Below are 13,376 nucleotides of genomic sequence, written 5' to 3' on the forward strand. Positions count from 1 at the left end.
GGCGTAGCCGGGCCACAGTGGCGAGGGGAGCGCCGGCAGGGAGAGGGACGGGGCGGGGCCTGCGTCCCGCGCCGTGCCGTCGGCCGCGCAGCCCGTGAGCAGCACGAGAGCGGCGGCGGCGGGTACGGCTGGGCCGTGCACCCGTACCCGGCGCGGACGTGCCGGACCACAGAGGGAAAAAGTCATGAGAGTCCGAATATAGGTCATTCATGCACTTGTGTACGCCGAGGCGGCAGGCCCTGGCGGCCAACCTCGACCGAGCCCCTGGAGACGGGACACAGGTCCCTTGCCACAGAGCATTCCGCACGCAAGCATGGGAACGATCGCTCACTGTCCACGCCCGGAGATCCCATGCAGGTCCCCGCCCTACCTCTGCCACGCGCCGGGAGCGGCGGACCCTTCCCTGGTCAGGCTGCCGGTTGTGCAGATGACTGTTCCAGTGGCGACGGTGCAGTCCGGGGTAGTGGCGCCCATCGAGGCGGTGACGGTGGCCGAGGTGGCGGCGGGGGCCATCATTGGTGAGGTGACGGTGTAGTCGATGCAGCTGGCCAGGCCGGGTACGGCGGTGGCGGTCAGGGCGCCTGCCTGCGGGAATGTGCCGACATCCTGTCAGGGGCGACAAGACGTAAGTCCGCCGGCACCCCACCGGGGTGGCCGGGAATGCCGGCGCTTTTGGCGCGGAGCACGTTGGCTACGCGTATGACGACCGGAAGTACCGTTCACGAGCCGGAGTTCGCGATGAAGCGTTCGATGTCGGTATGGGTGAAGCGCTGGTCGTCGCATTGGGGTGGGGCCGCGGCCAGCCCCATCGTCTGCAGGGCCCGGTAGTGGGCGAGGCCGTCTTCGGCGGTGACCGGGCCGACGGTGTCCGGCAGGTGCGGATCGATGGCGAGCATCAGTCCAGCGAGGATGCAGCCCGTGATCTCCCGGGGATCCCCAGACAGGAGCCAGGGCCGGCCCTGTCCACCGAGGGTTCCTTCGGCGGCTTGGGGCCAGTGGACGATGCGGGGCAGCGGGGCGGGAGCGGCGAGGAAGCCGCCCTCGGTACAGATGATGTCTCCGGAGCTCCGGAAGCGTTCGCCCGCCCGCGCGGGTGCGAAGCAGTGCGGGGCAGAGTCGTCCACGATCAGGGTGCCGGGCAGCAGGCGGTCGACGTCGACGACGTCGGGCGCGCTGGTGGCGCCGATGAGCAGGCCGGCTTCGTACACCTTGGGGGCCATGTGTCCGGCGGTCGCGCAGACGCGGACCGGGCCGCGGAACGCGTGCTCTCGCAGGATCCGGTCGCGCAGGGCGTCGAGTTCGGACCGTTTGCCGTAGACGTCGGCGAGGATCAGTTCTCGCGGGTGGGGCAGGACGCGGAGCATCAGGTCGAGGGTGGCCAGGCCGACGGAGCCGAGACCGACGAAGGCGGTCTTCTGGCCGTCGAGGTGGCGGCTGGTGAGGGCCAGGAGGCGTGCGGTGTTGAGGACGACGGCGGCGGCGGTCGCGCCGTGGCCGGTGGTGATGCGGGGTGCGTCGGTGTGGTCGGCGAGTTGGTCGGTCAGGTGGCGGCCGTAGCCGGTGGCGGAGGGGATCAGTCCGGTCAGGGACACGGCGCGGGCTCCGTGCCGCCGCGCCAGTTCGATGCCGTCCAGGCACAGGCGGATGGTGCGGGCGGGATCTTCGTGGAGGTCCTCGTTGAAGAGGGGGAGGCGGATGGTGCCGGTCCTGCCCCAGGGCGTGTCGATGATCGCGTCGAGGGTGCTGCGGCTGTTGTGGAAGTCCTCGACCCAGCGTTGGCGGCTGATCCCGCGCTCCTGCAGGGCGCGTGCCAGGTCGGGTGAGAGGCAGGTGAGGGCGGCGGCGTCGAGAGGGCGTGGGGTCCGGGCGGTCGTGAGGGGGTCCAGGCTGCCTTCCTCGATCACGCAGTCCCCGCCGCGGGTAGCCCGTCGCACCGGCGGCCGGCCGGCGTAGGACCCCTTTGGGGCTGCCGGATACGAGGTGCCCGAACCAGCCGCTGCGTCGCCTGAACGGAGCTGGCCGGCTTCCGCGATGAGGGAGGCGATCGTGGGATGGGTGAACAGGATACGCAGCGGGACGGGCAGGCCCAGTGCGGTGGCGGAGCGGGTCACGACCTGGATGGCCTGGAGGGAGTGGCCGCCGGCGTCGAAGAAGCTGTCGTGGACGCCGAGGTGCTCTACGCCCAGGATCTCGCTCCAGATCCGCACCAGTTCACGCGCCGGCCCGCTCGGCAGCGGTCCCCGAAGGCGACCGGCCTCGGGCCGGGGGGCGGGGAAGGTGCCGGGGGCGGGCAGGGCGTTTCGGTCGAGTTTCGCGTTGGGGGTCAGGGGGAGGGCATCGAGCGGGACGTACGCGCTCGGGATGAGGTGCTCGGGCAGGATCTGCCGCAGGTGCGCACGGAGTTCCGCTGCGGGAACGGGTTCGTTGCGGGGGACGTGGTAGGCGACCAGGCGGGGGTTGCCAGGGGTGTCTTCGCGGGCGACGACCACGGCCTGGCGGACGCCGGCGTGGGTGGTGAGGGCGGCCTCGATCTCGCCGGGTTCGATGCGGTGGCCGCGGATCTTGACTTGGTGGTCGGCGCGGCCGAGGTAGTCGATGTTCCCGTCGGGCCGCAGCCGCGCGAGGTCTCCCGTGCGGTACATGCGCTCGCCGCTCGGGCCGAAGGGATCGGGGAGGAAGCGCTGGGCGGTGAGGGCGGGCCGGTTGAGGTAGCCGCGGGCCAGCTGGGGGCCGGCCAGGTACAGCTCGCCGCTCTGTCCGGCCGGGACACGGACCAGGTTCTCGTCCAGGACGTACGCGCGCATCGTGCCCAACGGGGACCCGGCCGGAGTGGCGCCGCCACCACCGTGCGCGGACACCTCGTGGACGAGGGCACCGACCGTTGTCTCAGTGGGCCCGTAATGGTTGAAGACATCGCAGTGCCCGGCGCCTGCCAGCTCGGCCGCCCACCTCTGAACGGAGGGCTCGCCACCGAGGACGAGCGCACGCCTCGGCAGCAGTGCGGCTACAGGGGTGCCCGTACTGAGTGCTTGCAGATGGGAGGGGGTGAACTTGAGGTAGTCGACCGGCTCATGGGTCAGCTGCTCGGCGAGCTCCGGACCGGAGATGTGCGGTGGCAGGAAGCGGAGCGAGCCGCCGGTGGCGAGCGCGGTACAGAACATGGTCAGGGCGAAGTCGAACGACAAGGACTGCGAGAGCGCGTAGCGGGCACCGTCCGGAATCCGGAGGCGGACGGACAGGCCCGCCAGGTAGGCGGCCAGGGCGCCTTGGGTGACGGCGACGGCCTTGGGCCGGCCGGTGGAGCCGGACGTGTAGAGGGCGTACGCGAGCCGTGCGCCGGCCGTATCCGGCCGGCTGCCCCGAGCCGCTACAGCGCCTTCGGAATGCCTCGGGCTCCCCGCGCCTGCTTGACCAGGTTCGGCCAGGTGCCGGGTGTCGTCCAAGAGAAGGAGGCGCTGGGTGCTGTCCGGGAGCGCCTCGAGGCGGGTGAAGGTGACCGGGTCGGTGACGATGATGGTGGGCCGGGCGTCGGCGAGCATCAACTCCAGCCGCCGGTCCGGATGGTCCGGGTCCAGGGGAAGGTACGCTCCGCCTGCCTTCCACACGCCAAAGATGGCCACGGCCAGGCGCACCGACCGGCCGACGCACACCCCGACCACGTGCTCCGCCCCCACACCCCGCGCCTTCAGCCGCGCCGCGAGCTCCTCTGCCCGCGCGTCGAGTTCCCGGTAGGTCAGCTGCTCCTGCCCGTACGCCACGGCCACGGCCTGCGGCGTCCGCAGCGCCCATTCCTCGAAGCGGGCCAGGACCGTTGACGGGGTCGCGGACGTCAGGGGGGCGCGGGACGTCGGGGATGTGGAGGACGGTGCTGTGCGGAACGTACTGGATGCCGTCGCCCCCGCTTCCACGACGGCGCGCGCCCACGCGTAGTCCGGCTTCCCCTCGGGCGTGCGATGAAGTGCGCCTGTCCACCGTATCTCCAGGTCGGTCGACAGATGCGGGAGCGACTCGGCCAGTTGCCGGCGCAGGGAGGGGGCCGTCGGGGCGGCGTTGCCCGGCGCCGCTGCGATCAGCAGGACTGGCGGGCGCTCCTGGTCTTCAGCCGTGGAGGGGGGAAGGACGAGGGCGTCGGCCACCTCGCTGCGGGTCTTGACGATGCGCTCGATTTCCTCGGCGAACAGCGGCCGGGGTCCGTCCTGGATGAGATTGGCCTGGCGCCCCACGACGCTGATCGTGCCATCGGCCTCGGCGACGGCCCGGTCCCCAGTGACCGCCCAGCGCCGTCCGCCGCGTGTGAGGAACACCGTCTCGGACAGATCGGGCCGCCGGTAGAAGGAGAGCGGACTGCGTCCCGCCTTGGCGAGGTATCCCACCTCACCCGACCCCGGCTGACAGGGCCGGCCTGCCGCGTCCAGGACCGCCACGTCCGGCAAGGGAATGATCCGGACACCGACCGCCGACCCCCCGGCCCCGACGGGATGGGCGGTGGGCTGGTAGACCTCGCTGCCGGCCATGCCCATGTCCGTGGCACCGATCACGTCGACGATGGTGACGTGCCGCAGGGCCTGCGAAAGCCGCTCCTTGAGACCGGGCGAGAGCATCGCTCCCGTGGAGACCAAAACCAGCAGGCGGCTCAGGTCGTACTCGAACTCGGCGAGAGCGTCGAGAGTTGCGGCCGCCATGCCGTCGCCGCCGACGGTCAACACCTGAGCCCCCTCCGCCTGGGCCAGATGCAGCACCGCGGCCGCGTCCCCTCCATCGGTGGGCAGGACGAACCGCACACCCATCGCCATCTCGGTCAGCAGGTTCGGGCCTGCCGCGCCGTGGCACATGGGAATCGCCTGACATTGCGTCATGACGGGCCCCGACAGGCGCTCCAGCAGCCCTTCGGCCGAGTCCGCCATCCCGACAGCGGTCAGCGCGCTGGAACCCACGAGGTTGGCGATCCGGTCGTCCTGCCGCCAGATCGCCGCCTTCGGATCACCGGTGGTCCCTCCCGACAACACCACGCACCAGTCCCCGCCGCTTCGCACCGTCTCCACACGCGCGGACGCCCGCCGGGCGACCGCGTCCAGGTAGCTGACCGCACGTACTCCGGCTGCCGACAGCAGCGGCACGCCCTGACCGCCGCACCGCGGTGCGCCCAGGACGGTGAACCCTCCGATGGCCGCGAAGCGGGATGTTTCCGTGACGGCGGGAACGAGCCCGTCCTCCACGACCAGCCACGCGATGTCCATGAAGTCGAGCAGCCGCTCCAGCCGTTCACCGCGATAGTGCTGCTTCACCGCGATGGGCACCGCGCGGATCTTCAACGCAGCCAGGTACGCCTCAACCCACTCGACCGAGCCCGCCGCGAAGATCCCGATGTGGTCCCCCTCGCGCAGACCCACCGAGAGGAAATGACCGGCCAGCCGCTCGGCACGGTCATCGAGTTCGCAGAACGTCGCCCGGCGCTCCCCGCACACCAGGACCTCACGGTCCGGACAACGCTCCGCCGCGGCTTCGAACATCGCCACCAGATTCAGCGGCACCCCCACACCAACCCGCGCCCCGATACCACCGAATACGCCCCCCACGGCAGCCCCGCCCTTCTCACCCGCCCACCCGCGGCCGGGACCTGCCAACGGCTGGCCGGCGCGGCCCGGCGACAGTCTGCCCCACCTGCGAGCTGGCCTTCACCTCCCTGCCCTCCCCACCCAGCCAGTACAGGCCCGTGGGCGAGGTGACAGGCTCCGCAGGGTTCCAGGAGGAGCGCGCTGCTCACGCGGCCGCCCCGGCATCGGAGAAGGAGCCGTCGGTGAGCTTGTCCCGCTTGGCGGCGACGACTTCCGGGTCGGCGGGGCCGTGAGTCTTGTCGAAGTCGGCGATCAGCTCGTCCAGATTGCCCCGCTCGGTTTGCCGTTGCGCGGCCTTCTCCAGGTACGCGGAGACACCCAGCTTGCCGACCCGCTCACGGATCGCTTGCAGCGTGCCGGCCGTGAGCGAGACGGAGATGCGCTTGTGGGGCCGTCGCCGGGAGGGAAGCTGGTTTCGTCATCAGCCATGACACGGGTATGGCTTTTCGAATGCCATGCGGCGAGATTCTTGCCTGCGGTCTGCCTCGGAGTCCCTGCGGAGGCCTGCTGCGTGCGTCGAGATGTTGCACGTAGCGCCCATAGTGCCCGTAATGCACGTTGATTTTGAGTCCGATTCGTGTCGAACAAGCTGCTGGCCTGCGGTTTTCCTTAACATGTTTTCTGTTGACATGTTTGCGATGACCCACCACGTGGAGTGCGTGGCGATCCTGGAGCCGGTGGCGAAGGGCGCCTGACCTGCAGGTTTTTCGGTGCGCATTATGTGCGTTGTGAGCGTTACGGGCGATATCTTGACGCTGAAAGGACGCTCGTGACGCTCATTTGACGCTCGCCGGACGCATTTCCTGAGTGGGCGTCAGTAGCCTGAAGCCGCCTCCTGGACTGGGCCGTTTGCCCGGTCGGGGAGGCGGCTTCTGCATGCGGTGGATGGCTGGAGGCCAGCCTTGGCGGCGCGATAGCCGAGCTCTCCTGACAGTCACTTTGTGTAGCGACTCCGGGTTGTCGCTGAGTGTGTTGGCGGCATTGGCCGGACCCAGTGCGGGCGTGCCGGCCCATCACGGCTGGCTTCCTTGTTCGAGATCTGCGCGATCCCGTGCACCAGGTCTCATCCGGGCCGTCCGGCAGCTCGCACCGGTGGCGCGGGTTGCCGGGTGGGCAGTCCGTATTCGGCAGTGAGGGGCGGATTGGTGGCATTACCGCCTGTGCAGGCTTGCCAGCCTCTCTTTGAAGGGCGTGACGTCCTCGAACTCGTCGGCCGTTGCGCGTTTGTGCCCGTGGCCCCCGGAGAGCTGGTCGGCGAGCTCCCCTGCGGCGCGCTCGATCCGGGGCACGAGGCCGCCGGTGTTGCCCCAGTCCTCGGAAGCGGCGTAGACGGCGGTCGGGACGACGAACGCGCGCAGGTAGGCGAACAGGGGGCGCAGCGCGTGTTCCAGGGCGAGGGAGTGCCGGGCGGTGCCGCCGGTCGCGGCGATGACGACGGGCGTCCCGGTCAGGGCCTCCTTGTCGAGGATGTCGAAGAACGACTTGAACAGCCCGCTGTAGGACGCGGTGAAGACCGGCGTCACGGCTATCAGACCGTCGGCCCGGGCGACCGCGTCCAGGGCGTCCCGAAGTCGTCCGACGGGGAAGCCGGTGGTCATGGCCGTGGCGATGTCGACGGCGAGGTCCCGAAGTTCGACCGTCTCCACCTCCGCCGTCACACCGCGGTCTGCGAGGAGTCTTTTCGCCGAGTCGGCCAGGCGGTCGGTCAGCAGGCGGGTCGAGGAGGGCCGGCTCAAGCCGGCGGTGACCGCGACCAGTCGCAGCGTGCTCATGATGGGTCCGCTTTCCTGGGGCGAGGGGTGGGTGATCAGGGCGTGGCGGGTGTCTTGGCGTCGCGCGCCGCGACGAGGGCGGCGTGCGTGGGCGCGTCCGGGACGCCGGCGGGCCGGCCGATCGCGAACTCCTTGCGCAGGACCGGTACGACCTGCTCACCGAGGAGGTCGATCTGCTCCAGTACGGTCTTCAGCGGCAGACCGGCGTGGTCCACGAGGAAGAGCTGGCGCTGGTAGTCACCCGCGTACTCACGGAACGACAGCGTCCGCTCGATGACCTGCTGGGGCGAGCCGACCGTGAGCGGCGTTTCGCGCGAGAAGTCCTCGAGCGACGGGCCGTTTCCGTAGACCGGGGCCCGGTCGAAGTACGGGCGGAACTCGCGTACGGCGTCCTGGCTGTTGGCGCGCATGAACACGTGACCGCCCAGGCCGACGATCGCCTGCTCCTCGGTGCCGTGGCCGTAGTGGGCGTAGCGGCGGCGGTAGAGCCGGACCATCTTCTCGGTGTGCTCCTTGGGCCAGAAGATGTTGTTGTGGAAGAACCCGTCTCCGTAGAACGCGGCCTGTTCGGCGATCTGCGGGGAGCGGATCGAGCCGTGCCAGACGAAGGGAGCGACTCCGTCCAGCGGGCGCGGGGTCGAGGTGAACGACTGGAGCGGTGTACGGAACTTGCCTTCCCAGTCCACCGAGTCCCGGCGCCACAGCTGGTGCAGCAGCTCGTAGTTCTCCAGCGCCAGGTCGATGCCGTCGCGGATGTCCTTGCCGAACCAGGGGTAGACCGGTCCGGTGTTGCCGCGCCCCATCATGAGGTCAACGCGGCCGTCGGCCAGGTGCTGGAGCATCGCGTAGTCTTCGGCGATCTTCACCGGGTCGTTGGTGGTGATCAGGGTCGTGGACGTCGACAGCAGGAGCTTCTGGGTCCTGGCGGCGATCCACCCGAGCATCGTGGTCGGCGAGGAGGGGACGAACGGCGGGTTGTGGTGCTCGCCGGTGGCGAACACGTCGAGGCCGGCCTGCTCCGCGTGGAGGGCGATGGTGGTCATGGCCTTGATGCGGTCGTGCTCGGTGTCCGTATTGCGGGTCGTGGGGTCCTCGGTCAGGTCACCCACGGTGAAGATGCCGAACTGCATCCCGCTCATTCGTCCCACTCCTACATTCGTTGAATCTTGAATCATGCGTGTCAACCGAGGACCCCACGGCTAAATTCCCGGGGTCAGGAGGAGGCGAACAGCTCGTCCTGTCGGTCGACGTACGGCTGGAAAAGCGCCGCGGGCCAGTTGGGGTCGATGTCCGAGACCCGGTCGATCACCTTCCATACGCCCGCACGCCGCTCGAACCGGTCTTGGTAGGTGCCCGTGGACACCACTCCCTGGTTGCCTTCCTTCCAGTGGACGAGCCAGCGCCAGGACACGACGGCCGTGTCGCCGACGCCGTCGATCTCGAACCAGCCGACGTCGTGGAACCACTTGTCCAGCGGGAACACGCTGTGCGCGTAGTCGTAGAGGCTCTTGAGCCCCTCGGGTCCGGTGAAGGTCTGCGTTCGCAGGTCGTGGACGGTGAACGTGGCCTCCGGCCAGTAGAGGTCGACGTACTTGTCGGCGGATGCGCGGCTCGCGTCGTTGTCTATGTAGCGCTGGTGACGTACGAGCTGCTCGAAGATCTCGAACCGGTCCACAGTGGTGAGGGGCGAGAGGATGGCGAGCGCCTCGGTCCGGTTCACAGCCTTGCCCAGCGCGCCGAACTCATGGAGATCGCCGAAGACCTCGATGCGGATCGACTGGTCGAGGCCACCGATCCGGACGGGGTCGAAGCCAGCCGAGGCGATCAGCCGAGCGACCACGTCACCCGCGGCCGTGTCGTCTGCGGCGTAGAACCCGACCGCGGGCTCCGGGGTCCTGCGGGACGCGGCGGCCAGGGTGTCGGCGGAGAGCGTGCCGAACGCCTTGACGAGCGTGGCGCCCGCGGGGGCGAGGCCGGCCAGGAGCAGGCCGGAGGATTCCTCGGCGCCGATCGTCTTGACGAATCCGCCGTTGCCGTCCGGGGCGATCGGGTTGGAGGGATCCACCAGGATCTTGCCCGACAGCCTGTCGCCGTACTGGGCGAGGAGCTCCTTCGCCGCGTCGAGCCAGACGGCGAGGACGATCACGTCCGCCTTCTCGACGGCCTCGTCGACCGTCACCGCCGTCGCGTGGTCCCCCAGCGAGTCGGCGAGGAACGTCGCGCTCTCGAGATCGCGGCCGGCGAGCAGCACCCGCTCGCCGCCCGCGACCAGATCGGCCGCCAGGCGACCGCCGATGTTTCCGGTTCCGATGATGGCAGTGGTGGTTGCCGTGCTGGTTGACACGGTGGTTGCCGTGGTCATGGAAGTCTCCTTCTACTACTGGGTGATGGGGGCGCCGGGGCTGAGCCAACGGCGCAGGATCCGGGTGACGGCTGGCATCGCGACGTACGTCATCAGCACGCTGAACAGCGCGGCGAAGACGGCCGTCCGTGCCACCTGGGGCAACGCCGTCAGATGGGGTGTGAGGAGCGCGCTGCCGAGCAGGGAGACCGGGAAGATCCCGAGGGCGGAACTCACCGCCGTCTTCCAGCGCGGCGGGGTGGCGGCCACGCTGCCCGGATCGGTGAACCAGCCCTCCAGACCGGTCAGTTCACGTCGCGCGACCTCGGCGTGACGGTGCCCCTCGTGAGGCGCGAAGAACTCGGCGCGCTGTGGGGAGTCGATCCACCCCTGGAGCGCCCGGTGGTCGCGGAAGCGGTGTACGAAGATCCACGGAGCGCCGTCCTCGGCCGGGTGGAAGAGGCCGCCCCCCAGGTTGCCGGGGGCGGCGGCGGCCGCGGCCAGAATGCCCCGCGCCCACTGCTGGAACGTCTCCTCGTGGCCCGGCTCGACCACACGCGCCGCGATCAGTGCCACGTCAGCGCGCCCGGTGAGGACGGTACCGCGAGAGCTGCCGGACACGAGGTGCGCCTGGTCAGGCACGCGGCGCGGCGTGGACGTAGTGCTTGGTCTCCTGGAACTCCTCCAGACCGCGCATCCCGTTCAGCCGGCCCATGCCGGACTGCTTGAAGCCGCCCTCCTCGAACATGTCGTGGACGATGGCCCAGGTGTTGGTCCACACCGTCCCGGCCTGGATCTCGCGCCCGACGCGCAGCGGGCGGTCGACGTCACGGGTCCAGACCGACGCGGCCAGGCCGAACTCGGTGGCATTGGCGCGGGCGACCGCCTCGGCCTCGGTCTCGAAGACCTCGAAGGTGGCGACCGGGCCGAACACCTCCAGCTGCACGATCGGCGAGTCGACGTCCTCGACCTCGATCAGCGACGGGTGCAGGAACGCGCCGTCCCGCTTGCCCTGGACGAGCAGCTTCGCGTACGCGGCCGCGTCCGCGACGACGCCCTCGACGCGCCGGGCGTTGCGCTCGTCGATCAGCGGGCCCATCTCGCTGGCCGGATCGTCGCCGGGACCGACCTTCACGGCCTCCAGGGAGGCGGTCATCCGGCGGCGGAACTCGTCCGCGATGCCGCTCTGGACCAGGATGCGGCTGCCGGTCATGCAGAACTGGCCGGTGAAGGTGGTGATGGCCTTGGTGAGGACCGGTACGGCGAGGTCCAGGTCCGCGTCGTCGAAGACGATCATCGGGCTCTTGCCGCCGAGCTCCAGGGAGAGCGCCTTGAGCGTGGGCGCGGCGTTCGCCGCGATCGTGCGGCCGACCACGGTGGAGCCGGTGTAGCTGATGACGTCCACGTCCGGGGAGGTGATGAGCAGCGGGGCGCCGTCGTTGCCCGACTCGGTGAAGATGTTCATCACGCCGGCCGGGAGGCTCTTGGTCTGCGCGATCAGTTCGCTGAGCAGACCGTTGACCAGGCCGGTCTGGCCCGGGAGCTTCATGGCGACGGTGCAGCCGGCGGCCAGGGCCGGGGCGAAGGACCGGACGGCCAGGACGACCGGGGAGTTCCACGGTGCGATGACGGCGGCGACGCCCGCGCCCTCGCGGAGCGTCATGGAGTACAGACCGGGGCGGACCTCGCCCGAGCTGCCGTGGTCGCTGAGGGCCAGTGCGGCGTAGTAGCGCAGCTTGGGAACGGTGAGGTCGATCTCGAAGGCCGCCTCACCGAGGATCTTGCCGTTCTCGCGGGCGAGCAGGGTGACGAACTCGTCGCGCCGCGCCTCCAGGTGGTCGGCCATCTCGAGCAGTGCCCGGGCGCGCAGATTGCGGTCACGCGCCCAGTCGGTGGTGTCGAAGGCGCGGCGGGCGGCGGCGATCGCGGCCGTCGCCTCCACGGCTCCTGCGTCGGCGAAGGTGCCGAGGACCTTGCCGGTGGACGGGTTGAGCGACTCGGTCCTCTTGACGGAGTCGACCCACTGGCCGTCGATGAAGTTGCGGGCGTGCTGCATCACGGTAAGTCCTTAAGTGGTGGGAAGCGGGGCTGAGTTCGGGGAGGGGGTCAGATCTGGCGGGCGATGTGCTCGGCTGCCGCGATGACGGTGAGGTTGGTGGCGGCCGACGGGGCGTCCGGGAAGATCGAGGCGTCGACCACGCGCAGTCCGGGTACCCCGCGCACCGCGCCGAGCCGGTCGGTCACGGCCGTCGGGTCGTCGTCCGCGCCCATCGGGGCGGTGGAGGTGGGGTGGTGGTAGGTGTCCAGGGTGGCGAGCATCGAGGCCTCTATCTCGGCGTCGGTCCGTGCCTGAGGGCCCGGGTTGAGTTCACGCTCGATCAGTCCGGCCAGCGGCTGGGTGGCACCGAGCCGACGGGCGAGCTTGATGCCCTCGATCAGGCGGCGGCGGTCGCCCGGCTCGGCGAGGAAGTTGAGGTCGATGCGGGGCGCGTCCTGCGGGTCCCGGCTGACCAGAGTCAAGGTGCCCTGTGACTCGGGGTGCACCAGCGCGACCGCGAGGACGAAGCCGACACCGGTGGGGCTGGTGGCGTGGTCGAAGAGGTGGGTGGCGGTGATGTGCAGGTCCAGCTCGCCCTCGGCGGCCTCGGAGCTGGCGGTCCACACCTTCGCGCCGATCACCGGGGTCTGCTCGCCCACCCGGTCGGGGAGGGCGGCGTACGCGTTGTAGTAGAAGGGGTGGTCTTGGAGCCGCAGCCCGACGGGCAGGTCGGCGACGACCGGGATGTCCAGGGCTTCGAGGTCATCGGCCGGGCCGATGCCCGACCGCAGCAGGATCGCTGCACTGCCGTAGGCGCCCGCGCTGAGGATCACTTCACCGGCGGGGATCTCGGTGCCGTCCGCGAGGATCACACCCGCGGCCCGCCCGTTCCGGAAGGACACGCAGTCGACGAGGACTTCGGCGCGGATGGTCAGGTTGGGCCGGGTACGGACCGCCGCGGTCAGGTAGGCCATAGCGGTGTTGACGCGCAGGCCGCCCCGTACATTCATCGGGTACGGGCCGACGCCCTCCGGGTCGGCGCCGTTGAAGTCGTCCACCGGGCGGATGCCGTCCGCGAGGGCCGCGTCCACGAAGGCGCGCTCCATGGGGCTGATGTCGTCGCGGGTGAGCTGGACGATGGGGAGCGGGCCGGTGCGGCCGTGCAGGTCGTCGTCGCCGGCCCTGGTCGACTCCAGCGCCTTGAACGCGGGCAGGAGGTCCTCGTACGACCAGCCCCGCAGGCCGAGCTCTGACCAGCGGGCGAAGTCGGAGGGCAGGGCGCGGACGGCGACCGAGCCGTTGACGGCCGAGCTGCCGCCGAGGACCTTGCCCCGGTAGGCGGCGACGGGGTGGCCGATGTGACCGGGCTCCGAGAGGTAGCCCCAGTCGTGGCCGGTGTAGCGGCCCAGGACGCTGCTGCTCGAGACCTGATCGGGGTACGCGTCCGGCTCGTACGCCGGGCCCGCTTCCAGGAGCAGTACCTGGCGGTCGGGGTCCTCGCTGAGGCGGGCGGCGAGCACGGCCCCGGCCGAGCCGCCCCCTACGACGAGGGTGGGGAGGGACGAGGTTCCGTGCTGGGGGTCGTTGTTCATGGGGACCACGCTAGGAAG

Annotated in this window: 7 protein-coding genes and 1 pseudogene; all 8 read right to left on the reverse strand. The window is 70.3% G+C overall.

Annotated features, from left to right (window positions below; translation table 11 throughout):
- Positions 1-719: 719 nt before the first annotated feature.
- On the reverse strand, positions 720-5,531 hold the full coding sequence (locus AC061S_RS15690) for an amino acid adenylation domain-containing protein (protein WP_478686559.1): 4,812 nt from the start codon (positions 5,529-5,531) through the stop codon (positions 720-722).
- Positions 5,532-5,760: 229 nt separating this feature from the next.
- Positions 5,761-6,044: pseudogene (locus AC061S_RS15695) on the reverse strand (hypothetical protein).
- 722 nt (positions 6,045-6,766) lie between these two features.
- Positions 6,767-7,387 (reverse strand): FMN reductase, encoded by a 621-nt coding sequence (locus tag AC061S_RS15700; RefSeq protein ID WP_478686560.1) that lies wholly within the window; start codon positions 7,385-7,387, stop codon positions 6,767-6,769.
- Between the two features lie 35 nt (positions 7,388-7,422).
- Positions 7,423-8,517, reverse strand: a complete 1,095-nt coding sequence (locus AC061S_RS15705) for an LLM class flavin-dependent oxidoreductase (protein ID WP_478686639.1) — start codon at positions 8,515-8,517, stop codon at positions 7,423-7,425.
- A gap of 83 nt (positions 8,518-8,600) precedes the next feature.
- The gene (locus AC061S_RS15710) at positions 8,601-9,749 is read right to left on the reverse strand and encodes an NAD(P)-binding domain-containing protein (RefSeq protein ID WP_478686561.1); all 1,149 of its coding nucleotides are present in this window, start codon (positions 9,747-9,749) and stop codon (positions 8,601-8,603) included.
- Between the two features lie 15 nt (positions 9,750-9,764).
- On the reverse strand, positions 9,765-10,349 hold the full coding sequence (locus tag AC061S_RS15715) for an antibiotic biosynthesis monooxygenase (protein WP_478686562.1): 585 nt from the start codon (positions 10,347-10,349) through the stop codon (positions 9,765-9,767).
- 13 nt (positions 10,350-10,362) lie between these two features.
- Complete coding sequence (locus AC061S_RS15720; protein ID WP_478686640.1) at positions 10,363-11,784, reverse strand: aldehyde dehydrogenase family protein; 1,422 nt, start codon at positions 11,782-11,784, stop codon at positions 10,363-10,365.
- Between the two features lie 50 nt (positions 11,785-11,834).
- Positions 11,835-13,358 (reverse strand): GMC family oxidoreductase, encoded by a 1,524-nt coding sequence (locus AC061S_RS15725; RefSeq protein ID WP_478686563.1) that lies wholly within the window; start codon positions 13,356-13,358, stop codon positions 11,835-11,837.
- Positions 13,359-13,376 lie beyond the last annotated feature (18 nt).

It is taken from the genome of Streptomyces sp. CA189, from assembly GCF_056428985.1.